Here is a 22,533-nt window from a genome sequence, read left to right on the forward strand (position 1 = left end):
ACTCATGCTGCTGAGGCTGCTAGCTGAAACTGTCCAACTTTTCGGGGGCAGTCCATTCGACCGCATTCCAGATGTGGAACTCGATCGAGTGGGAGCGGGCTTGCTCGCGATGAGGCCCTTACAGGCGCCTGCGATCTCGGATCAGACCTTTTTGTAGAGCTGGCTACCTTCCTGCTTGAACCGCTCCGCCTGCTCGGCCAAGCCCTTGGCCACATCCACATCCACCGCCTCGATACGCTGGTTGGCCGCGTACTCGCGCACTTCCTGGGTAATTTTCATCGAGCAGAATTTCGGCCCGCACATCGAGCAGAAATGCGCGACCTTGGCCGAATCCTTGGGCAGGGTTTCATCGTGGTAGGAGCGCGCGGTGTCCGGGTCCAGGCCGAGGTTGAACTGGTCTTCCCAGCGGAACTCGAACCGCGCCTTGCTCAAGGCGTTGTCACGGATCTGCGCGCCTGGATGACCTTTTGCCAAGTCTGCCGCATGGGCCGCGATTTTGTAGGTGATGATCCCGGTCTTCACGTCATCCTTGTTCGGCAGGCCCAGGTGTTCCTTGGGCGTGACGTAGCAGAGCATCGCGCAACCGAACCAGCCGATCATCGCCGCACCGATGCCTGAGGTGATGTGGTCGTAGCCCGGTGCAATGTCAGTGGTCAGCGGGCCGAGGGTGTAGAACGGCGCTTCGTCACAGCACTCCAGCTGCTTGTCCATGTTCTCCTTGATCAACTGCATCGGCACGTGGCCCGGACCTTCGATCATGGTTTGTACGTCGTGCTTCCAGGCGATCTTGGTCAGTTCGCCGAGGGTTTCCAGCTCACCGAACTGCGCGGCGTCGTTGGCGTCGGCAATCGACCCCGGGCGCAGGCCATCGCCGAGGGAGAAGCTGACGTCGTAGGCCTTCATGATTTCGCAGATTTCATCGAAATGCGTGTAGGTGAAGTTCTCTTTGTGATGCGCCAGGCACCACTTGGCCATGATCGAGCCGCCACGGGAAACGATACCGGTGACACGCTTGGCGGTCAGCGGTACATAGCGCAGCAGCACGCCGGCGTGGATGGTGAAGTAGTCGACGCCCTGCTCGGCCTGTTCGATCAGGGTGTCGCGAAACAGCTCCCAGGTCAGGTCTTCGGCAGCGCCGCCGACTTTTTCCAGGGCCTGGTAGATCGGCACCGTACCAATCGGCACCGGCGAGTTACGGATGATCCACTCGCGGGTTTCGTGGATGTGTTTGCCGGTGGACAGGTCCATCACGGTGTCCGAGCCCCAGCGAATGCCCCAGGTGAGTTTCGCCACTTCTTCTTCGATGGACGAGCCCAGGGCGCTGTTGCCGATGTTGCCGTTGATCTTCACCAGGAAGTTACGGCCGATGATCATCGGTTCCAGTTCGGTGTGGTTGATGTTGGCCGGGATGATCGCGCGGCCGCGGGCGATTTCTTCGCGCACGAACTCCGGGGTGATGATTTTCGGCACGCTGGCGCCGAAGCTGTGGCCGGCGTGTTGCTGGGTCAGCAGGCCGGCCGCGCGGGCTTCTTCAAGCTTCATGTTTTCGCGGATGGCGACGTATTCCATCTCGGCGGTGATGATGCCCTGGCGCGCGTAGTGCATTTGCGTGACGTTGGCCCCGGCCTTGGCACGGCGCGGATTTTTAACGTGGGCAAAACGCAGGGCGGTCAGTTCGGCGTCGCTCAGGCGCTGCTGGCCGAAGTGCGAACTGAGGCCCGACAGGCGCTCGGTGTCGCCACGGGATTCGATCCACGGCGAACGCACATCGCCCAGGCCCTTGCGCACGTCAATGATGACATTCGGGTCGGTGTACGGGCCGGAGGTGTCGTAGACCACCACGGGCGCATTGATTTCGCCGCCGAAATCGGTGGGGGTCACGTCGAGGCTGACCTCACGCATCGGTACGCGGATGTCCGGGCGGGTGCCCTGCACATAGACTTTTTGCGAGCGGGTAAACGGCTGCACGGATCCCGAGTCAACCTTGGCCGACTCACTCAAATGCACGGTGTTTTTTAGTTTTGTACTCATCACGGGCTCTCCAGACACATCCAGGCAGTGGATTTTTGTCGGAGCGAACCTGTGACGGACGGACGCACTGGAACCAGTGCTGTGCTTGGCGCACGAGGGCTGTTCGATTGTCGAACAACATCCCGGACGAAGCACAAGAGGACTCGCCGGGTGACGAGAAATCTTGTTCCCTACGCAGGCGCTAACCTGATCAGGTTCAACGGGATCCGGTATTTACCGATCTCAGCCTCATAGCAAGGCACCCCGACAAGAACGCGGCCAGTCTAGACCATGAAGCAGGCAAATTGCCAATAGCGGTGCATTCAGCGTGATGAATGGCGCAATTACAGGATTGTTGCGCCGTGATACGGCCACTACACTCGGCTACTGTCTCAACGCCTTGACGCTATGGATTGCTCGTCGTAGCCTTGGGCGCTAAATTATCGCCGTAATATTTATCTAGGGATCGCCTCATGCTGCGCAAACTTTCACTGGCTCTTGCCGTGTCTTGTGCGACCAATGGAATGGTCTGGGCAGCTGAAGCGCCCTTGTCGACCAAAACCGACCTGGTCAGCGTCTACCAGGAAGCGGTGGACAACAATGCCGACCTGGCCGCCGCCCGCGCCCAATACGGCGCGCAGAAAGAAGTGGTGCCCCAGGCCCGTGCCGGCCTGCTGCCCAATCTCTCGGCCGGTGCCGACATCAACAATGTGCGCACCCAGATCGACACACCGTCGGCCACCGCCAATCGCGACGCCCACACCTGGCGCGCAACCCTGAGCCAGCCGCTGTTCCGTGCCGACCGCTGGTTCCAGTTGCAAGCCGCCGAAGCCGTCAACGAGCAGGCTGCGCTGCAACTCTCGGCCACCGAGCAGGAACTGATCCTGCAAAGCGCCGAGAACTACTTCGCCGTGCTGCGTGCCCAGGACAACCTGGCCTCGACCAAGGCCGAAGAGGCTGCCTTCAAGCGCCAACTGGACCAGTCCAACGAACGTTTCGACGTGGGCCTGTCGGACAAGACCGACGTGCTGCAATCCCAGGCCAGCTACGACACCGCGCGGGCCAACCGGATCCTCGCCCAGCGCCAGGTGGATGATGCGTTTGAAGCGCTGATCACCCTGACCAACCGCCAATACAACGCGATCCAGGGCATCGTCCACACCCTGCCGGTATTGCCGCCGTCGCCCAACGACGCCAAGGCCTGGGTCGACACCGCCGGCCGGCAGAATCTGAATTTGCTGGCCAGCAACTATGCAGTCACCGCCGCCGAAGAAACCCTCAAGCAACGCAAGGCCGGCCACGCGCCGACCCTGGATGCGGTGGCGCAATACGAGAAAGGCGACAACGACGCCCTAGGCTTCAGCAACCCCAACCCACTCGGTACTTATCGCGGCGATGTCGAACAACGCACCATCGGCCTGCGCCTGAATATCCCGCTGTACAGCGGCGGCCTCACCAGTTCCCAGGTGCGCGAATCCTATTCGCGCCTGGGCCAGACCGAGCAGCAGCGCGAAGGCCTGCGCCGCCAGGTGGTGGAAAACACCCGCAATCTGCACCGTGCGGTGAATACCGATGTGGAACAGGTGCAGGCACGCCGCCAGTCGATCATCTCCAACCAGAGCGCAGTGGAAGCCACGGAAATCGGTTACCAGGTGGGCACGCGCAATATCGTCGATGTGCTGGATTCGCAGCGCCAGCTCTACGCGTCGGTGCGCAACTACAACAACAGCCGCTACGACTACATCCTCGACAACCTGCGCTTGAAGCAGGCAGCGGGGACATTGAACCCGGGGGATCTGCAGGATCTGGCGCGGTACCTGAAGGCTGACTACAACCCGGACAAGGACTTCCTGCCGCCAGACCTGGCCAAGGCTGCGGCCGAACAACTGAAGGCCCGCCCCGGCTACTAAACCCACAAGGTCAGCGGTTGATCAGGCGATCGAGGCCATCGAGCAAGCGCTTCAACGCCCCCTGATTGCCCTGCATCACCTTGAGCCCCGCCTGCGCCATCTTCCGGGCATCCTGCGGCAGTTCGAACAACTGCCGCACCGCCTCGGCCAATCCCTCGGCATCCTCCACCTCCCGCAACGCCCCGGCTTCGCGCATCATCGCGGCGATTTCAAGGAAGTTGAACAGGTGCGGGCCGCTGATCACCGGCTTGGCCAGCGCTGCGGGCTCCAACAGGTTGTGCCCGCCGTTGGGCACCAGGCTGCCGCCGACAAAAGCACTGTCGGCCAAGGCATACAAAAACAGCAACTCGCCCATGGTGTCGCCCAGCAACACCGAGGTCTGGGCGTTGACCGGCGCGCCGCTGGAGCGCCGTACCGTGGCAAACCCCTGCTGCTGGCACAGCTCAAACATCGTGTTGAAACGCTCCGGATGCCGGGGCACCAGAATCAACAGGGCGTTGGGATAGCTGGTCAGCAACTGCCGATGGGCCGCCAGCACCACTTCATCTTCACCCTCGTGGGTACTGGCGGCGATCCACACCGGGCGCTCGCTGGCCTGCCACTGCTCGCGCAACGCGGAGGCACGCTCTAGCAATTGTGGATCAATGGTCAGGTCAAACTTGATCGAACCGGTGACTTCGACCGTTTCCGGGCGTGCGCCCAGGCTACGAAAACGCTCGGCCTCGGTGGCGGTCTGCACGGCGAACAAGCTCATTTCTGCCAGCATCGGTGCTGTCAGTTTGGCGAAACGTCCGTAGCCCTTGGCCGAGCGGGCCGACAGCCGCGCATTGGCCAGGACCACGGGAATCCCGCGCTTGGCGCACTGGTGGATATGATTGGGCCACAACTCGGTTTCCATGATGACCGCCAGCCTGGGCTGGACCCGGTCCAGAAAGCGTTTGGCGGCACACGGCAAGTCATAGGGCAGGTAGCAATGCTGGATGCGCGGCTCATTGGCGAACAACGCCTGGATCCGCTCGGAACCAGTGGGCGTCATACAGGTGACGGTGATCGGCAACTCAGGGTGGCGCTCCAGCAAGCCGCGGATCATCGGCGCGGCGGCAATGCTCTCGCCGACCGACACCGCGTGCACCCAGATCCCACCGGGCTTGAGTACCGGCAAACCGTAGGAAAAGCGCTCGCTGACGCGCTTGGCGTAGGCCGGCGCCTTGCGTGCCCGTAGCCATAGACGTAAGGCCACCAACGGCAGCGCCAGATAAAACAGACAGCTGTAGAGAGTTCTATTCATGGCGGCGGAGTTTATCGGCTTTTTCAGCCGATCGCCTGCAAACACTCGGTAAAACGTTCGGCCAGAAAGCGCGCCGCCGGGCCCAAGGGTTCATCCCGGCGCCAGACCAGCTCCACCACCAGGGCGGGCGGGGTCCATTCACTGTCCAACTCAACCATCTGCCCCTGATATGTCGGGTATTGCACCACATGCCGCGGCAGCCAGGCCCAGCCCAGGCCACGGGCCAGCCACTCGGCCAACACGTAGAAGCTGTCGGCACGCCAGACCTGCGGGCTGGCCGCCTCGCTGCCAGGGTAGACGCTGGTCTGGGTCGACATCAGCAACTGGCGAAACTGCGCCAGGCGCTGACAATCGACAAAACCGCCCCTGGCCAGCGGATGCCCGACGCCGCACACCGTGACCATCTCCACGCTGCCGACCACCCGCCGCTCCAGCGCTTCGGGGATCTGGTCGTGATAGAACAGCAACCCCAGGTCCGCTTTGCGCTCGACTAATTTGCGTGCGACATCCCCCTGGGCCGTGCTCGATAATTGCACTTCCAGGCTAGGAAACTTCCCGGCCAGCGCCTCAAGGCTGTCGAGTACCGGCTGATACAGCATGGCTTCGTCCTGGGCCAGGCGCAGCCGTGCTTCTTCGCCACGCATCAGGGACAAGGCGCGGCCATTGAGGCGCTCGCACTGGCGCAGCACTTCCCGAGCCTCCTCCAGCAGCACCGTGCCGGCCTCGGTCAACCGGGGCTGGCGGCCGCTGCTGCGATCAAACAGGCTCACGCCCAGGTCGGCCTCCAGTAAGGCAATACCACTACTTACCGCCGATTGCGCCTTGCGCTGGTCCCGCGCCACCGCTGAAAACGAGCGCTGCTCGGCGACGCTGACAAACAGGCGCATCTGCTCCAGGTTCCATTGCACGCTCATGGGTTAAACCTATCTTGAATTCGGATAGGTAATGACTTTACCCCATCTGAGAACGCACTAAAATGCCCACCTTTGTAGGAGCGAGCTTGCTCGCGAAAACCCCAAGAACACCACGTTCAACCAGGTTATACGCGTAATCGTTAACGATTTTCGCGAGCAAGCTCGCTCCTACAGTATTGAGCCCATCCCGAGGATTGCCCCATGAACGTCGCCTACTACTACCTGGCTATCGCCATCTGCTCGGAAGTGATCGCCACCGTTTCCATGAAAGCGATCAAGGGCTGGAGCACACCGATCCCGTTGTTGCTGGTTATCGTCGGCTATGGCGTGGCGTTCTGGATGCTGACCCTGGTGGTGCGCACCGTCCCGGTGGGCGTGGCCTATGCGGTATGGGCCGGGATGGGCATTGTCATGGTCAGCATCGCGGCGCTGTTTATCTATGGGCAGAAGCTCGATCTGCCGGCGATGCTCGGGATGGGCTTGATTGTGCTGGGGGTGGTGGTGATTCAGTTGTTTTCGAAAACGGCAGGGCATTAGAAAAACAGCTGCAAGTTTCAAGCGGTAAGCGGTAAGAAAAAGCAAGGTTGCCCGCTTCTAACTTGACGCATGCAGCTTGAAACTTGCAGCTGCGCGGTATACTGCCTCTTTTCAATCGCCGAGGTCAGCCGCGCATGCCATCCGTTATTTCCACCGACGTCCTGATTGTCGGCGCCGGGGTTGCCGGCCTCTGGCTCAATGCGCGCCTGCGCAGCCAGGGGTTTTCCACGATTGTGGTGGAGAACGCGACCCTGGGTGGCGGGCAGAGCGTGAAGTCCCAGGGGATCATTCACGGTGGTGCGAAATACGCCTTGCACGGTGCCCTGACCGGCGCCTCCGAAGCCATTGCCGATATGCCGCGACGCTGGCGTGAAGCGCTGGCGGGTACAGGCGAGTTGGACCTGACGGGCGTGCGCCTGCTGTCCCAGGCCCATTATCTGTGGTCGCCGGGCACCCTGGCCGGCAATCTCACCAGTTTCTTCGCCAGCAAAGCGGTGCGCGGCCGTGTCGATCAGGTCAAGGGCGACGATTTGCCGCCAGCCCTGCAAGACCGTCGCTTCAAGGGCAAGGTCTATCGCCTGGCCGAACTGGTGGTGGATGTGCCGAGCCTGATCGAACGCCTGGCGCAACTGGCCGGTGACGGCCTGCTCGCCGGGCAACAGATCGAGCCACTGCTTGAGGGTGGCATCCTGGTTGGCCTGAAAGTCGATGGCCGGGCGATTCGCGCCCAGCGCATCGTGCTGAGTGCCGGCGGTGGCACCGCCGAGCTGCTGACGGCCCTGGGCCTGAGCCAGCCAGCCATGCAAAAGCGCCCGCTGCATATGATCATCGCCAAGGGCCCCGGCCTCAAACCTTTGTACGCGCATTGCCTGGGCGGCGGCACCAAGCCACGGATCACCATCACCACGCACCCAGCCGCTGATGGCAATTGGGTGTGGTACATGGGCGGCGACATTGCCGAGGCCGAAGGCGTGCACCGCACGCCCGCCGAGCAGATCGCCACGGCGCAAAAGGAGCTGGCGCAGTTGCTGCCGTGGATCGACATGAGCCAGACCCAATGGGCAACCTTGCGTGTAGATCGCGCCGAGCCCCTGCAATCAGGCCTGACCCGGCCGGACAACGCGTTCCTCGCCGAACAGGGCCGCCTGCTGGTGGGCTGGCCAACCAAGCTGGCCCTGGCACCGGACTTCGCCGACCGAGTGCTCAACGCCCTGGAACGTGACGGCATCCAGCCAGCACCCAGCGAACCCTTGCCGCAACTGCCGCGCCCAGCCATCGCCCAACCTGCCTGGGAGCAATTGTTGCCATGAGCCTGCCGACCCTGCACGACCTTCATCGCCCCCTGGGCAGCACCGGCCTGCTGGTGTCGCCACTGGGCCTGGGCACCGTGAAGCTGGGGCGCGACCAAGGCGTGAAGTACCCCAGTGGTTTCCAGATCCCCGATGATGAGCAGGCGCGGATGTTACTGCGCCAGGCGCGCGAGCTGGGGATCAACCTGATCGACACCGCCCCCGCCTACGGCCACAGCGAAGAACGCCTGGGCCCGCTGCTGCGTGGCCAGCGCCAGGATTGGGTCATTGTCAGCAAGGTCGGCGAAGAGTTTGTCGACGGCGTGTCCCATCACGATTTCAGCGCGGCCCACACCCGGCTGTCCGTGGAGCGCAGCCTGAAACGCCTGGAAACGGATTTTATCGATCTGGTGCTGGTGCACTCCGATGGCAACGACTTGCATATCCTCAACGACTGCGAGGTCTACCAGACCCTGGCGGACCTCAAGGCCGAGGGCAAGATTCGCGGTTTCGGCTTCTCCGGCAAAACCGTCGAAGGCGGCGTGAAGGCTCTGGAACAAGGTGATTGCGCCATGGTCACCTACAATCTGAACGAGCAAAACGAAAAGGCCGTGATTGATTACGCCGCCGCCCACGGCAAAGGCATCCTGGTGAAAAAGGCCCTGGCCAGTGGTCATGCCTGCCTTGAGCCAGGAGTGGATCCAATTCACGCCAGTTTCATCTTGTTGTTTGCGCAAACGGGCGTGGCCAGTGCTATTGTCGGGACCATCAACCCGTTGCACCTTGCCCACAATGTGGCAACCGCTGCCAAGATCATTCGCCAATCCTGATGCCGCCGACGCGGCCGACCCCGACGCAAGAAGGAGCCGACATGCCGCGAACGCTCATAAGAAAAAACCCCAGTAACTTTAAAACACTGCCGCTGTACGTCGAAGCCACCCCCGAAGGCCTGAGCTACCAGAGCGTGGGCATGCCGCTCAATTTTGCCCAGACCCTGCAGCGGCGCAAGCCGGTAGAAGTGGCCGACGCCGAGCGCTTTGCCCTGGAACTGGCCAACCTTGGGGTGTCGGTGCGCCTGACATTGCATTGGCAAAACCGCGATTACTGGGTACTGGTGCGCCAGCGTCGCCAGGACCGTGGCGATGTGGTGCTCAAGCTGATTTCCGGCTACGTACCGGCCCACGAGTTGAACCTGCCGCTGCACACCGCCATTCAGGAAATCGCCGAGGAATGCCTCCTGGAAACCCCGGAGGGCTGGCTGGGCGGACGTTTCAACGATACCTGGCTGCCGGCGCCCTACTCCAGCGCGCTGCATTACCGTGAGGCCTTGCCGTTTCGTCTGTCGCCGTTGTCCGGCGCTGCCCGCCCTGTGCGCTGCGCCAACATGCAGTTGATCGAACGCCCGCGGGCCTATGTGCACCTGCCCACAGCCTCACTGCAATTGATCTACGACCTGCGCCTGGAAGTGCCGAAGGAAGCCAAGTCCCTGAGCTTGTTCCATGTGGATGAACGCCTGGAGGGCGATCAACTGGTGGCACGCCTGGACCGCCAGCGCCCGGACTTGTACCTGATGCCCCTGAAGGACGGCCAGCCTTGCGCCGAGCTGTATACCCTGAAGAAGGATCAACTGGTGCCGGCGAGCACGCGCGGGCTGTACCTGGCCGAAAGTTTTGCCCAGCAGGAAGGCTGGCTGGTGCGCGATGAGCGGATCCGCTGGAAGGACTGGCTCAGGCAACAGGGCCTGAGCGCACCGGAGAAGGAATCGAAGTTGAAACAGCTGACTGGCCGGGCCCGGCAGATCTTGCGCAAGATCGTACCGAAGAAGGCGGGTCACTAAAGCAGCCCCGCCTGTGGCAAGTGGTACTTACTGGTTGAGCAGTTTTTCCAGCCCAACCTTCAGCGGCGTCGGCTCAGGCAATGTGAAACTCGCTGCCAAGCGCTGGTTATTGGCCCTTGAGTGCCGGATGTCCCCCGAACGCGGTTCTGTGTAGCTGACAGGCGGCAACGAACCGACGATTTCCGACAGCGCCTGCAGCAACTGCTTGAGCGTGGTGGTGCGGTTCCAGCCGACATTGATCGCACCCAGGGGCGCCTCGGCCATTTCCACCGCTTGCACCAACACCGCCACCAGATCCCCGACGTACATGAAATCCCGGGTTTGCTCTCCGTCGCCAAACACCGCAATCGGCAGGCCTTTTTGCGCACGCTCGCTGAAGATGCTGATCACCCCGGAATACGGCGATGAAGGATCCTGGCGCGGGCCAAAAATATTGAAGAAGCGGAAAATCACCGGCTCCAGGCCATGCTGGCGACGGTAGAAGTCAAAGTAGTGCTCGCTGGCCAATTTGTCCGAGGCATAAGGCGTCAGCGGCGCCTTGGCGGTTTGCTCATCGATGGAGTCGCCCTCGCCGTTGTTGCCATACACCGCGGCACTGGAGGCAAACACCACGCGCTTGACCCCGGCCTGGCGCATGGCTTCGCAGACATTCAGGCTACCAACGAAGTTGCTCTGGTGCGTACTGACCGGGTCATCCACCGATGCCTGCACCGAAGCGACTGCCGCCAGGTGCACCACCGCCGTCGCCCCTACAGCCGCGCGGGCAACCAGTGCAGCATCGGCCACGTCGCCTTCGAGCAATTGCAGGCGCGGGTTGTCCAGTGGCAGGTTACTGCGCTTGCCGGTGGACAGGTTATCCAGCACCCGCACCGCATAGCCCTTGGCAAGCAGTGCATCGACCAGGTTGGAACCGATAAAGCCGGCACCGCCGGTAATCAGTACGAGAGCATCAGACATAACGGTAAAACCTATTGAGCGGCATCGTTGGTTTGGCGGATTTTTTCGACAATCGCGGTAGTCGAGCTGTTTTCCACCAACCCGAGAACTTTGACCTTGCCACCATAGGCGTTGACGATATCGGCGCCGACCACCTGGTCGACCGAGTAGTCACCGCCCTTGACCAATACATCAGGCTTGACCTGGGCCAGGAGGTTTTCCGGGGTGCCCTCGGAGAAGCTGATCACCCAGTCCACCGCGCCCAACCCAGCCAGCACCGCCATGCGCCGGTCGACACTGTTGATCGGCCGACCCGGCCCTTTCAGGCGGCTGACCGAAGCATCATCGTTGATCGCCACGATCAGGCGATCACCCTGGGCGCGAGCCTGCTCCAGGTAGGTCACATGCCCGGCGTGCAGAATGTCGAAACAACCGTTGGTGAAAACGATGCTTTCGTTATGGGCACGGGCATCGTCAATCGCCAGCAGCAGTTGGTCCAGGCTCAACACACCACGCTCCGAGCCTTCCTCGCGCTGGATCGCGCGACGCAGTTCCGGGGCACTGATGGACGCCGTACCCAGCTTGCCCACCACGATGCTCGCTGCCAGGTTGGCCAGGGCTACCGCATGGGGCAACTCCTCCCCCGCCGCAATCGCTGCCGCCAGGGTCGAGATCACGGTGTCGCCGGCGCCCGTGACGTCGAACACTTCCCGCGCACGCGCCGGCAAGTGCATCGCCGGGTGACCGGGGCGCAGCAGGGTCATGCCGTGTTCGCCACGGGTCACCAGCAAGGCACCGAGGTCGAGCTCGGCCATCAGGCTTGCGCCTTTGCTCACCAGTTCGTGCTCATCGGCGCAGCCGCCGACGATGGTTTCAAATTCGCTGAGGTTCGGCGTGATCAGGCTGGCGCCCCGGTAAACCGAGAAGTCCTTGCCCTTGGGATCGGCCAGCACCGGGATGCCACGGGCCTTGGCGGCCTGGATCAGCATCTGGTGGTTTTTCAGTGCGCCTTTGCCGTAGTCCGACAGCACCAGCACCTTGATGCCTTCGAGCAACTCGTCGACCTGCTCACTGAGGGCCAGGGCGTCGGTAGCAAAAGGTTCTTCAAAATCGATACGCAGCAATTGCTGGTGACGGCTCATGACCCGCAGCTTGACGATGGTCGGCTGATGGGCAATGCGCTGGAACAGGGCACGCACGCCAGCGCCGCGCAGGCTGTTGGTCAGGCTGTCGGCGGCTTCGTCGTCACCGGTCACGCCGACCAGGGAGGCCGGGGCGCCGAGTGCGGCGATGTTAAGGGCGACGTTGGCAGCGCCGCCTGGACGGTCTTCGATTTGCTCGACCTTGACTACCGGTACCGGTGCCTCAGGGGAAATCCGTGAGGTACCGCCATGCCAGTAACGGTCGAGCATGACATCGCCGACCACCAAGACAGGGGCTTGATCGAATCGCGGCATGGACAACTTCATGGAGCAACCCACATACAAAATGAACAGGGGCGCGATATTAGCACAGGGAAAAGCATCGACCGCTTCAATCCTGGCGGTCGATTCCAGCCCGGCGGCAATGACGCCTCAATAGGCATCCGTCACGTGGGAGGGCGCCACCGGGTCGCCTTCTTCGAACTCCTTGGCGTGCAGGCGGGCGTAGTAGCCATTCTTCGCCAGCAACTCGACATGGGTGCCGCGCTCGACAATCTGGCCATCGTCCATCACCAGGATCAGGTCGGCTTTCTCGATGGTGCTCAAGCGGTGGGCAATCACCAGGGTCGTGCGGTTCTTCACCACATGGTCCAGGGCGGCCTGGATATGGCGCTCGGACTCGGTATCCAGGGCCGAGGTGGCCTCGTCGAGAATCAGCAGCGGTGCATCCTTGAGCAGGGCCCGGGCAATCGCGATGCGCTGGCGCTGGCCACCGGACAGCAGCACACCGTTCTCGCCCACCATGGTCTCGTAGCCCTGGGGCATCTTCACAATGAACTCGTCGGCATACGCTTCGCGAGCGGCGTGCTGTACCGCTTCGATGGGCGCTCCGGCCAGGTCGCCATAGGCGATGTTGTTGGTCACGGTGTCGTTGAACAGCGTGACCTGCTGGGTCACCAGGGCAATTTGCCGGCGCAGGTTGCGCAGGGTGAAATCCTGCACGCGCACGCCATCAAGCAGAATCTGCCCCTGCTCATGCTGGTAGAAGCGCGGGATCAAGCCCGCCAGGGTCGACTTGCCGCTGCCCGAACGCCCCACCAACGCGACCATTTGCCCAGGCTCGACGATAAAGCTGATGTCGTTGAGCACCTTCTTGTCGCTTTCCGGGTATTGGAAGCTGAGGTTGCGCACTTCAATGCGCCCAGCCAGACGCTCATGCTCAATCACGCCCTGGTCGACTTCTACCGACTCATCCAATTGCTCGAAAATACTCTCGGCACCCGCCACGCCCTTCTGGATGGTCGAGCTGACTTCGGAAAGCTGGCGAATCGGCTTGGGCAACAGGCCAGCCATGGTGATATAGGCCACCAAGTCACCCGGCGAGGCATCGCCACGCAAATACAGGACCAGGAACATGACCACGGCCATTGCACTGTAGGTCACCAGTTGCAGCATCGGCGTGTACACCGCGCCGGTCTTGGTCATCGCCAGTTGTTTCTCGGTATTGCTCAGGCTCGCCTGTTCGAAGCGCACCTTTTCATACTGCTCGCCGCCAAAGCTGCGGACCACGCGGTAACCGTGGATCGTCTCGGATGCCACATGGGTCACGTCGCCCATGGACACCTGGATCTTCTTGCTTTGCTTGCGGAATTTACGGCTGGTGCTGTTCACCATCATGCCGATCACCGGCAGGATCGCCAGCATCACCAGGGTCAGCTTCCAGTTCATCCACACCAGGGTGCAGAACAGGAAAATCACGGTCATGCCTTCACGGATAACCACCTTGATCGCATCGGTGGCAGCCCCGGTGACCATGGTGACGTTGAAGGTAATGCGCGAAATCAGGTGGCCGGAGTTGTTCTTGTCAAAGAAGCGGTTTGGCAGCTCCAACAGCTTGTTGAACAGCACCACGCGCAAGTCGTGGACCAACCCCAGGGAAACCCGGGCCAGGAAGAAGTTGCCAAGGAAAGAACCCACACCCTGCCATGCGGCGATCAGGACGATCATCAGCGGCACGGTTTCCAGCAACTGCAATTTGCCAAGATAAGGGTTACCGGGGAACAGGCTGGCCTCGGGGTTCGCCAGGCCATCGACGAAATACTTGAGGATGTAAGCGAGCATCGGCTGGGTCGATGCGAAGATCAGGAACCCGACGATACTCAGGATGAACAGACCCACATAAGGCCGTACGTAAGTCAGGAGGCGAAAGTAAATCGCCAGCGTCGACTGGGTTTTCGGTTCAGGACTGCTCATGGGAATCCGCGCAAATCAGTAAGGCGCGGATCATATCACAGGCCTCTTCGCCCCAAAAAACACGAGCAGGGGCCAGCCTTGCACCAAGTCGGTTAAGATAGCCGGCTATTGATGGGAGTCAGGCATGCAAGTAATCGATCACAACACCTACGAGGCATTGCGCGCTGGCGCGCAGGTGCTGGAAGCCGATGGTTCTGGCGACAAGGTGCTCCGGTTGACCGATGGTTGCATACTCAAACTGTTCCGGCGCAAGCGTCTGCTCAGTTCAGCACTGTTCTACCCGTATGCACAACGCTTCGCCAACAACACCCGCGCGCTACAGCAACGGGACATCCCCTGCCCGCGCATCATTGCGGTGTATCGCATCCCCAGCATTGCGCGGGATGCGGTGTACTACAGCCCGCTGGCCGGGGAAACCATCCGCCAGCTCAAACTCGCCAAGCAAGACGCCGACGCCCTGCGTGGGCGCCTCGGCTGTTTCATCGCGCAATTGCATGAGAAAGGCGTGTACTTTCGCTCGCTGCACTTTGGCAACGTGGTCCTGACACCGGAAAACACCCTGGGGCTGATCGACATTGCCGACCTGAGCTGCCAGAGCGTCCCGCTGAGCCAGAGCAAGCGGCTGCGCAACTTCAGCCATCTGCGGCGCTATCCCGAGGATCGGCAATGGCTGCTGGGCGATGATGCCGGGCAAGTCTTCTTCGATGGCTATCGCCAGGGCTTGCCGGCAGGCAGTCAGCAGGCGCCGTTGATTGAGCGCCTGCGGCAATTACTGGGCTGATTTTACTGGGTGATGACCAGTACCGTGGCGCCTCGGCGATTGGCGAAGCGCTCGACGATGCGCAGGTTGCGCTCGGCCAGCCAGCTGGTGAGCCAGGGTTCGTTACCGCGGGCTTCGATCAGGAAGTAGCGGAATTTATCTGCATGGGCCGGTGACATGGCCGCTTCCCGGGTCAATTGCTTGAGCAGATAACCACGCCCGGCATAATAGCCGATCCGGCCGTCGTCGAAATAGGCCGGGACGTCCGGCTCGACATTCGCCGCCATCCAACGCCCAGCGTCGACGTACTGGACCTTGCCCGGCCCGGTGGACACCACGTTGGATAGCATCACCAGCAAGCATACCGCCACCAAGACCTTACCGAGGCGCGGGAACTGCCGGGCAAACATTTGCAGCGCTATCGCCAACGCTGGCACAAACAGCAGGTTCAAGAAGCTCATGTAGCGTGCGTTCATGAACTGCTGCTGGATAAAGAACAGCAGCAGTACCAGCAGGTACAACACCGCCGCCCAGGCAAAAGGCCGATACTCATGCCAATAGCGCTTGATCGCCTGCCAATTGCGGCCCAGCAAGAACGGCACGGCAAACAGGCCGGACATATTCACAAAGCTGATGACCATGGCCGCCAGCAGGCCGAAAAAGATGATGCGTCCGGTTTCATCCTGGGAATACTTGTTGATCAGCGAGTTGGAAAATTGCTCACGCAGTAAATCGAATGACGCCAGCACACTGCTTGGGTTGATCAGGTCCAGATAGTAGGCCACACGGGCCGATGTAAAACCGCCCGTCACCGAGACCAGCACCATCCCCGCCACAACCGCAAGCAGCGGCAGCGCGACAAACTGCAAGAGCGCCAGGCGCCGCTCGCGTATCCATAGGCCAGGCAACTGCCACAAACCCAACGCAGGCAACAGCAACAACGCTTCCAACCGGAAGGCTGCCGCCGCGACAATCGCCAGATGGATGGTTATTGCCCGCAGCCACCCGCCTCGGGTGTGCCAACGCATGGCCAGCCAGAGCGTCAGGATGCAGAAGAACCAGAAACCGAACTCACGCAGGATTTCGCCACGAAACTGGTTGAACGCCGGCATCGCCAGCACCACCAGGCAAGCCCATGGCGCCACCTGCACCGAGCGCTGGCGCACGCAGTCAACCAGCAGCGCACAGGTACCCGCGGCAAACAGCGAGCACCACAAGTAAGCGCTCAGTTCTATGGGCAGGCCTGAAACCGAATGGGTACCCGCCAGGAGCAGAGAGAACCAGGGCCAGTTGAAGACAGCAAAGGCGGCTTTCGGGCCGTGGACTTGAGCGTCCTGGGCAATGGTCAGGTAGAAAGCAGCATCACGCCCGACAGTCGCCGCGCCCAGCACGGCGATCAGGGAGAGCAGCAGGCTCCCAAAAAATGCCACTCGAACGGGATGTTCGACGACCACATTCAAAGCCCGAGCCCACACCTTGCTACCTATACCAACCACACCCCCCCCTTAAAACCTGGCGTCACATCGCGTGCACAAGATTTGGAAAACATCCATTTCAGAAAACCATCACGCCGCCAAAAACCAAGCGCCCGGTCGTTGCAATCAACTCAGGCGCTGTATTGGTGATTCACGGCGTAGCCTAACAGGCTATAAAACTCTTACTTGAACAACAGCTGAAGCGCCTTGCGGGTATACGACCAACGTGTCAGCGCGCGCCAGTCGGTACGCACCGCCTGGCAGTAAAACTGCCGGGCCAGCGTGTATTCACCAGCGCTCAGGCAATTGCGAAACAAAGACAGGCAGCGCTGCGCGAGAAACGCACTGCGCAGGCCTTGCAACGCCTTGGGCATACGCACTGGCGAGAAGACCTCGTCAACCAGGCTCACGCCCGCTGCCACGCTGTGATTGATGTCATGCCGCAAGCTGTCGGCATGCTTGTAGATCAACGCCAGTGGCTGATCGATGACCGTACAGGGCACGCGTGCCAGGGCCTGGGCAAACACCGGAATATCCTCGGCGTTACGCATGCGCTCCGGGTAGTTGCCCACCGAGAAGATGTCTCGATGCATGGCGCAGGCGCCATTGGAGATCGCGATGGTCTTGTCCAGCAAATACCCGCGCACCCGCAGATAAGGCGTGGCAGGCAGCGGCTTGACAGCATGCAGGCGGCGCTTGCCATCCTCGAACACCGACCAGTGGCCACCGATGATCAAGCGACTGTCCGGGTGAGCGGCAATATGCTGCGCGACCAGGGCCAGCGCACCGGGTGCCATTTCATCATCGGCATCCAGGAACATCAGGTACTGGCCAGCAGACTCTTCAATCCCGCGATTGCGCACCGAGGCCAAGCCGCCATTGGGCTTGCGCAAGGCCCGGAAACGTCCCGGGTGCTTGGCCAACAGAGCCTCCAGCACCTGCGGCGTCTCATCGGTAGAGCCATCATCAATCACCAACAACTGCGCATCGGCTTCGTCGAGTTGTGCCAGCACCGATTCAACCGCGCGCCCCAGGGTGCGCGCGTAGTTGTAGGCGGGGATGACGACGCCAATCAGTGCTTCAGTCAATGACTTGCCCTTCCACACCGTCTTTGACGACCAGGATGTCTTCCATGATCAGGTACTGCAGGTCGGAGCCGAAGAACATGTTCAGTGCGTCGGTCGGCGAGCAGATCATCGCTTCGCCACGGCGGTTGAGCGAGGTGTTCAGCGAGACACCGTTACCGGTCAGCACTTCCAGCTCTTTCATCATGTCGTAGTAGCGCGGGTTGTATTCGCGCTTGAGCACCTGGGCGCGGGAGGTGCCATCTTCATGGACCACTTCCGGCACGCGGGTTTTCCATTCCTCCGCCACTTCAAAGGTGAAGGTCATGAACGGGGCCGGGTGATCGACCTTGATCATCTGCGGGGCCACGGTGTCGAGCATCGACGGGCAGAAAGGCCTCCAGCGCTCGCGGAACTTGATCTGGTGGTTGATCCGGTCAGCCACGCCCACGGCGCTCGGGCAACCGATGATCGAACGACCGCCCAAGGCACGCGGACCGAACTCCATGCGGCCCTGGAACCAGGCCACCGGGTTGCCGTCGACCATGATCTGGGCGATGCGCTTTGGCATGTCGTCGATCTGGCGCCACTTCGGCTTGCTCGGGTGCTTGGCGCACGCGGCAATCACTTCTTCGTTGCTGTAGGACGGGCCGAGATAGACGTGCTCCATCTTCTCTACCGGTACACCACGGGCATGAGACACATAGGCCGCCGCGCCCACGGCGGTGCCGGCATCGCCGGACGCCGGCTGCACGAACAGCTCCTTGACGTCATCGCGGGCAATGATCTTCTGGTTCAACTTGACGTTCAGCGCACAGCCGCCGGCGAAGGCCAGCTTGCCGGTTTCCTTGAGGATATCGCCCAGGTAATGGTCGATCATCTGCAAGGCCAGTTTCTCGAACAGGGCCTGCATGCTCGCCGCGTAGTGGATGTACGGCTCGTCGGCGATATCGCCTTCGCGCTTGGGACCCAGCCACTCGATCAGTTTTGGCGAGAAGTAGAAACCCTTGCCCTTCTCTTTATAACGGCGCAGGCCGATGACGTTGGCGTAGTCGGTATTGATCACCAACTCGCCGTTTTCAAAGGAGGCCAGGCGCGAGAAGTCGTACTTGCTGGCATCGCCATACGGCGCCATGCCCATGACCTTGAACTCGCCATCAAGCATCTCGAAACCGAGGAACTCGGTGATCGCGCCGTACAGGCCGCCGAGGGAGTCCGGATCGTAGAACTCCTTGATCTTGTGGATCTTGCCGTTCTCGCCGTAGCCGAAGAAGGTAGTGGCGTACTCACCCTTGCCGTCGATCCCGAGGATCGCGGTCTTCTCCTGGAAACCCGAGCAGTGATAGGCGCTGGAAGCGTGGGCCAGGTGGTGTTCAACCGGCTCGATCTTGATCTTCTTCGGATCGAAGCCCAGTTGCTCCAGGCACCAGACAATCTTGTTGCGATAGCGCTTGTAGCGGCGGTTACCCATCAGGATCGCGTCAAGGGCGCGGTCCGGGGCGTACCAGTACCGCTTGGCATAGTGCCAGCGGGCCTCGCCGAACAAGCTGATCGGGGCGAACGGGATCGCTACCACATCAACGTCGGAAGGCTTGATACCGGCCTGCTCCAGGCAGAATTTCGCCGATTCGTAGGGCATGCGGTTCTTTGCATGTTTATCGCGTACGAAGCGCTCTTCTTCGGCAGCCGCGATCAGCTTGCCGTCGATATACAGGGCTGCGGAAGGATCATGGCTAAGGGCGCCGGACAGGCCAAGAATCGTCAATGCCACTGGGGTCTAGCCTCTTTTAGTCTGCAAGCAGGCGCTTGCGCCTGAAAAATGTGTGCCCCTCGCCTCGGCGAGAAAAGCTAAAGGGCGGGATTATAGCTTAAAAGAGGCAAAACGCCTCTAGCTGCAAATGGCAGGGAGAAACAAGAGGTGTTATCGGAAAATCTCGATACTGCCATCGCGACTCTGCCGGTAGACGGTGTAGGGCAGTACCAAAGTATCGAGAACGCCTGACAGGGCGAAATCAACGGCAATCCACGGCAGCGGGCCGATCTGCTGGTCGTCCAGGCTTTTCTTGCTGTTGGGTTCGCCATTCAGGGAGCAGAAGTCGTACACCACGCCGCTGTAGATACGGGGCACGCTCTCGCAATGGCTGCGCAGGTCCTTGAGTTTCTGGCTGGCCACCGCGTCTTCGCGAAACACCGTATCGATGGTGCCACAGGCCGTGGTCGAAAGGACAATGGCGGCAAGCAGCAGAATGTTTGTAGGATTCACGGGCAACCCTCCTTTGGCATGAGGCGGGCAGCCTAACCCAAGACTGCGTAAGACGAATATGCCGAAATTGTGCGGGAATATTCTTCGGAAAAGCCTCACAGAATCGTTAAACTCGCGCCCTTTTTTCCGCGCCCGCGCTGCGCGTCATGGAAGTTGGTTCGCTCATGAAAGTCGTTGTCCCCACCTGTTTTGCGATGTTGCTCCCCGGCCTGCTGGGCCTGCAGCAACCCGCCCAGGCAGAAGATGCCCCGCTGATCCTCGACCCCAGCGTGGTGACAGGCTCGCGCAGCGTCAGTCGCAGTTTCGACCTGCCCTACTCGGTGGACAGCATCAGCCGTGAACAGATCAGCGATGGCCAACTGGGCATCAACGCTTCGGAGGCCCTGGCCCGCGTGCCGGGGCTGGTGGTGCAGAACCGTCAGAACTATGCCCAGGACTTGCAGATTTCGTCCCGCGGCTTTGGCGCGCGCTCGGCGTTTGGCGTGCGCGGGATCAAACTGATTGCCGATGGCATCCCCGCCAGCACCCCGGATGGCCAGGGCCAGGCCGCCACGTTCAACCTTGACACTGCCGAGCGCATAGAAGTGCTGCGCGGCCCAGCTGCCACCTTGTATGGCAGCAACGCCGGCGGGGTGATCCAGATGTTCTCGCGCAACGGCGAGGGCCCACCTCGCATCGGCGCCGAAACCCTATTCGGCAGCGACGGCCTGAACAAGAACCACCTCAGTGCCGAAGGCGCGGTGGACGGTGCCGGGTTTGTCCTCGACGCCTCGCGCATGGACACCAACGGCTACCGCGACCACAGCAGCGCCCGCCGCGACCAGACCTTCGCCAAGCTTAATGTCGAGCCCGATGACGACAGCAAGCTGGCCCTGATCTACAGCAGCCTGGAGCAGAACGGCACCCAGGATCCACTGGGGCAAAAGTGGGCTGACTATAAGGCCGACCCGCATTCGGTCACCAGCAACGCGTTGACGTACAACACGCGCAAGAGCATTGACCATCAGCAGTTGGGGATGAATTACGAGCGGTACATTGGCGATGCGACGTTGCAGGTGAATGCGTATACCGGGCGGCGGAGTGTGATTCAGTATTTGTCGATTCCAGACAAGTTCCCCAATGGCAACCCCAACCCCGCCAATGCGCGCGGAGGGGTAGTGGCTTTTGACCGCAAATTCTATGGAGGCTCATTCCATTGGCTACAACCTATCGTCAGCGCTCCGGGAGAGCTGACCCTGATCACTGGCCTCGACTACGACCGTAGTGAGGATGATCGTCAAGGGTACTCCAACACCGTCAATGGTGAGCATGGCGTAAAAGGCGCCTTGGGCCGTGACGAAATTGACACTGCCACCAGCATAGATCCGTTCATCCAGGCCAACTGGCTACTGGGCAATTGGACCCTGCAAGCTGGACTACGCCACAGCACGATGAAAATGGAAGTCGATGATCACTTTGTGAGTGGTAATGACGGCAACGATAGCGGCAGCAAGACCTACCAAAAAAACACACCATCGATCAGCGCCATGTATGCCTTCACTCCCGACTTGCACGCTTATGTGAGTGCTGGGAAAGCCTTCGAAACACCAACACAGGCAGAATTGGCCTATTCCAGTGCAGCAAATGGCTTCAACTTTGCGCTAAAACCCTCAGTCAGCAAGCAGTATGAGGTCGGTCTGAAAGCACGGGTTGGTCAAGATACCCGAATCAACGCAGCGCTGTTCCAGATCACTACGGATGACGAGTTGGTGGTACAGCAATCCAGTGGCGGTCGCAGCACTTACCAAAACGCCGGCCGCACCCTGCGCCGTGGCTTTGAACTGGGCATCGAAAGTCAACTGAGCGAACAGTGGAGCGCCAACCTCGCCTACACCCGCCTGCAAGCCACCTACGACAGTGACTTCAGCAACAACGGCAAATCCATCGACAAAGGCAACTACCTGCCCGGCGTCCCGCAGACCCTGCTGTTTGCCGAGCTGAACTGGAAACCACGGGATTGGCTCAGCACCGCTGTCGAAGGCATGTACCGCAGCAAGATCTATGTCGAGGACACCAACCAGGAGCGTGCTGCGCCGGGCTACAGCGTCTTCAACTGGCGTGCACGGTTTGAGCAGAAGGTGGAGCACTGGACCTTTCATCAGACTTTGCGCCTGGATAATTTGCTGGATCGCCAATACGTCGGGTCGGTGATCGTAGGCGACAGCAACCAGCGCTATTACGAGGCCGCGCCAGGCCGATCCTGGTATGCCGGCGCAGGAGCCCAATACAGTTTCTGAACAATACAAAACCGATGGGCAACTTGCGCTGCCCAATCGGCTCCCATATTAATCAAAGACATTACCTACAAACCATCAGCAAAATAACTACATACCAAACAACAACATCACTTAACACAACAACAAAACGAAAGCCCCATGCGACTTTCAAGCAATCACCTGTTGTCGTTTGATTGCACCCAATCACCATTCGGTCCAGCCACTATTTCAAAATCTATAGGCTCCCGATACGGATCACCGAGATTTGCATATCCACCGCTTCCCTTGCCATCAGAGGCCGTTGGCTGCCACTCCTGGGTTTCAGCACTGAAATACTCGGCATCATCGCCAGCAGTCTGGTCCAGCGGATTACGAGAACCCGACTGCACGTTATCTATTGGCCGAACAGGGTTCACGGGATCTATTGGTTTGTTTTTATTAGCAAGATCATTATAAAAAGAAAATGAGGGGGAACCAGTAATTGATGTCATTTGCACACTCCCAAGATTAAGTCACCGGACACTTGATGAAACTATCCAGACAGACAAACCCACCAAGTACCGGCACAACTTATTAACCCCGAGAAATAAAGTCCAGAGT

At 60.6% G+C, this 22,533-nt stretch carries 18 protein-coding genes and 1 riboswitch; of the genes, 7 read left to right on the forward strand and 11 right to left on the reverse strand.

All coding sequences use genetic code 11. The annotated features are described in order from the left end of the window. Positions 1 to 141: 141 nt before the first annotated feature. Positions 142 to 2,031 (reverse strand): phosphomethylpyrimidine synthase ThiC, encoded by a 1,890-nt coding sequence (gene thiC, locus KL786_RS10395; protein WP_065942887.1) that lies wholly within the window; start codon positions 2,029 to 2,031, stop codon positions 142 to 144. Positions 2,032 to 2,181: 150 nt separating this feature from the next. After that, a riboswitch (TPP riboswitch) is annotated at positions 2,182 to 2,287 on the reverse strand. Between the two features lie 196 nt (positions 2,288 to 2,483). Between thiC and KL786_RS10400 the strand changes: the two genes are divergently transcribed. Next, entirely contained in the window at positions 2,484 to 3,920 is a 1,437-nt protein-coding gene (locus KL786_RS10400; RefSeq protein WP_215517566.1) for a TolC family outer membrane protein, read from the forward strand. Positions 3,921 to 3,930: 10 nt separating this feature from the next. On the opposite strand, the gene waaA is transcribed toward KL786_RS10400, so the two are convergent. After that, on the reverse strand, positions 3,931 to 5,208 hold the full coding sequence (waaA, locus tag KL786_RS10405) for a lipid IV(A) 3-deoxy-D-manno-octulosonic acid transferase (RefSeq protein WP_215517567.1): 1,278 nt from the start codon (positions 5,206 to 5,208) through the stop codon (positions 3,931 to 3,933). A gap of 23 nt (positions 5,209 to 5,231) precedes the next feature. Further along, positions 5,232 to 6,122 (reverse strand): LysR family transcriptional regulator, encoded by an 891-nt coding sequence (locus tag KL786_RS10410; protein ID WP_215517568.1) that lies wholly within the window; start codon positions 6,120 to 6,122, stop codon positions 5,232 to 5,234. A gap of 201 nt (positions 6,123 to 6,323) precedes the next feature. Between KL786_RS10410 and KL786_RS10415 the strand changes: the two genes are divergently transcribed. The 4 genes from KL786_RS10415 (at position 6,324) to KL786_RS10430 (ending at position 9,785) form a co-directional block, all read left to right on the forward strand. After that, entirely contained in the window at positions 6,324 to 6,659 is a 336-nt protein-coding gene (locus tag KL786_RS10415; protein ID WP_029299169.1) for a DMT family transporter, read from the forward strand. Positions 6,660 to 6,793: 134 nt separating this feature from the next. Continuing rightward, positions 6,794 to 7,969: an NAD(P)/FAD-dependent oxidoreductase gene (locus KL786_RS10420; protein WP_215517569.1), complete on the forward strand. Its 1,176-nt coding sequence runs from the start codon at positions 6,794 to 6,796 to the stop codon at positions 7,967 to 7,969. Continuing rightward, complete coding sequence (locus KL786_RS10425) at positions 7,966 to 8,778, forward strand: aldo/keto reductase (protein WP_215517570.1); 813 nt, start codon at positions 7,966 to 7,968, stop codon at positions 8,776 to 8,778. Before KL786_RS10420 ends, KL786_RS10425 begins: the two co-directional genes overlap by 4 nt. 41 nt (positions 8,779 to 8,819) lie before the next feature. After that, positions 8,820 to 9,785: a hypothetical protein gene (locus KL786_RS10430; RefSeq protein WP_032862097.1), complete on the forward strand. Its 966-nt coding sequence runs from the start codon at positions 8,820 to 8,822 to the stop codon at positions 9,783 to 9,785. 27 nt (positions 9,786 to 9,812) lie between these two features. Here KL786_RS10430 and KL786_RS10435 read toward each other — a convergent pair whose 3' ends face one another. From KL786_RS10435 to msbA, 3 genes are all read right to left on the reverse strand, one after another. Then, positions 9,813 to 10,742, reverse strand: coding sequence for an NAD-dependent epimerase/dehydratase family protein (locus KL786_RS10435; RefSeq protein WP_215517571.1), 930 nt, complete (start codon positions 10,740 to 10,742; stop codon positions 9,813 to 9,815). Between the two features lie 11 nt (positions 10,743 to 10,753). Then, positions 10,754 to 12,190: a bifunctional D-glycero-beta-D-manno-heptose-7-phosphate kinase/D-glycero-beta-D-manno-heptose 1-phosphate adenylyltransferase HldE gene (gene hldE, locus KL786_RS10440; RefSeq protein WP_032862101.1), complete on the reverse strand. Its 1,437-nt coding sequence runs from the start codon at positions 12,188 to 12,190 to the stop codon at positions 10,754 to 10,756. Positions 12,191 to 12,295: 105 nt separating this feature from the next. Continuing rightward, positions 12,296 to 14,116, reverse strand: a complete 1,821-nt coding sequence (gene msbA / locus KL786_RS10445) for a lipid A export permease/ATP-binding protein MsbA (protein WP_215517572.1) — start codon at positions 14,114 to 14,116, stop codon at positions 12,296 to 12,298. A gap of 124 nt (positions 14,117 to 14,240) precedes the next feature. Here msbA and KL786_RS10450 point away from each other — a divergent pair, with 124 nt between their 5' ends. Then, positions 14,241 to 14,897 (forward strand): phosphotransferase, encoded by a 657-nt coding sequence (locus KL786_RS10450; protein WP_215517573.1) that lies wholly within the window; start codon positions 14,241 to 14,243, stop codon positions 14,895 to 14,897. Between the two features lie 2 nt (positions 14,898 to 14,899). On the opposite strand, the gene KL786_RS10455 is transcribed toward KL786_RS10450, so the two are convergent. From KL786_RS10455 to KL786_RS10470, 4 genes are all read right to left on the reverse strand, one after another. Continuing rightward, a complete protein-coding gene (locus KL786_RS10455; RefSeq protein ID WP_353844659.1) occupies positions 14,900 to 16,306 on the reverse strand; it encodes a hypothetical protein in 1,407 nt (468 codons plus the stop codon). Positions 16,307 to 16,533: 227 nt separating this feature from the next. Next, complete coding sequence (locus KL786_RS10460; protein WP_090292814.1) at positions 16,534 to 17,439, reverse strand: glycosyltransferase family 2 protein; 906 nt, start codon at positions 17,437 to 17,439, stop codon at positions 16,534 to 16,536. Then, on the reverse strand, positions 17,432 to 19,186 hold the full coding sequence (locus KL786_RS10465) for a carbamoyltransferase family protein (protein ID WP_065942896.1): 1,755 nt from the start codon (positions 19,184 to 19,186) through the stop codon (positions 17,432 to 17,434). The genes KL786_RS10460 and KL786_RS10465 overlap by 8 nt, the downstream gene beginning before the upstream one ends. Before the next feature lie 150 nt (positions 19,187 to 19,336). Then, positions 19,337 to 19,678 (reverse strand): YceK/YidQ family lipoprotein, encoded by a 342-nt coding sequence (locus KL786_RS10470; protein WP_032862107.1) that lies wholly within the window; start codon positions 19,676 to 19,678, stop codon positions 19,337 to 19,339. Positions 19,679 to 19,842: 164 nt separating this feature from the next. Here KL786_RS10470 and KL786_RS10475 point away from each other — a divergent pair, with 164 nt between their 5' ends. Then, complete coding sequence (locus KL786_RS10475; RefSeq protein ID WP_215517575.1) at positions 19,843 to 21,954, forward strand: TonB-dependent receptor family protein; 2,112 nt, start codon at positions 19,843 to 19,845, stop codon at positions 21,952 to 21,954. Between the two features lie 155 nt (positions 21,955 to 22,109). Here KL786_RS10475 and KL786_RS10480 read toward each other — a convergent pair whose 3' ends face one another. Then, positions 22,110 to 22,424, reverse strand: a complete 315-nt coding sequence (locus KL786_RS10480) for a hypothetical protein (protein WP_215517576.1) — start codon at positions 22,422 to 22,424, stop codon at positions 22,110 to 22,112. Between the last annotated feature and the right edge of the window lie 109 nt (positions 22,425 to 22,533).

The sequence above is a fragment of the Pseudomonas sp. TAE6080 genome, from assembly GCF_018732265.1.
Lineage (GTDB): Bacteria > Pseudomonadota > Gammaproteobacteria > Pseudomonadales > Pseudomonadaceae > Aquipseudomonas > Aquipseudomonas brenneri.

Bases quoted from the DNA above. Each gene is read 5' to 3' on its own strand.
- thiC (WP_065942887.1), bottom strand. From the start codon at position 2,031: ATGAGTACAAAACTAAAAAACACCGTGCATTTGAGTGAGTCGGCCAAG.
- KL786_RS10400 (WP_215517566.1), top strand. From the start codon at position 2,484: ATGCTGCGCAAACTTTCACTGGCTCTTGCCGTGTCTTGTGCGACCAAT.
- waaA (WP_215517567.1), bottom strand. From the start codon at position 5,208: ATGAATAGAACTCTCTACAGCTGTCTGTTTTATCTGGCGCTGCCGTTG.
- KL786_RS10410 (WP_215517568.1), bottom strand. From the start codon at position 6,122: ATGAGCGTGCAATGGAACCTGGAGCAGATGCGCCTGTTTGTCAGCGTC.
- KL786_RS10415 (WP_029299169.1), top strand. From the start codon at position 6,324: ATGAACGTCGCCTACTACTACCTGGCTATCGCCATCTGCTCGGAAGTG.
- KL786_RS10420 (WP_215517569.1), top strand. From the start codon at position 6,794: ATGCCATCCGTTATTTCCACCGACGTCCTGATTGTCGGCGCCGGGGTT.
- KL786_RS10425 (WP_215517570.1), top strand. From the start codon at position 7,966: ATGAGCCTGCCGACCCTGCACGACCTTCATCGCCCCCTGGGCAGCACC.
- KL786_RS10430 (WP_032862097.1), top strand. From the start codon at position 8,820: ATGCCGCGAACGCTCATAAGAAAAAACCCCAGTAACTTTAAAACACTG.
- KL786_RS10435 (WP_215517571.1), bottom strand. From the start codon at position 10,742: ATGTCTGATGCTCTCGTACTGATTACCGGCGGTGCCGGCTTTATCGGT.
- hldE (WP_032862101.1), bottom strand. From the start codon at position 12,190: ATGAAGTTGTCCATGCCGCGATTCGATCAAGCCCCTGTCTTGGTGGTC.
- msbA (WP_215517572.1), bottom strand. From the start codon at position 14,116: ATGAGCAGTCCTGAACCGAAAACCCAGTCGACGCTGGCGATTTACTTT.
- KL786_RS10450 (WP_215517573.1), top strand. From the start codon at position 14,241: ATGCAAGTAATCGATCACAACACCTACGAGGCATTGCGCGCTGGCGCG.
- KL786_RS10475 (WP_215517575.1), top strand. From the start codon at position 19,843: ATGAAAGTCGTTGTCCCCACCTGTTTTGCGATGTTGCTCCCCGGCCTG.
- KL786_RS10480 (WP_215517576.1), bottom strand. From the start codon at position 22,424: ATGACATCAATTACTGGTTCCCCCTCATTTTCTTTTTATAATGATCTT.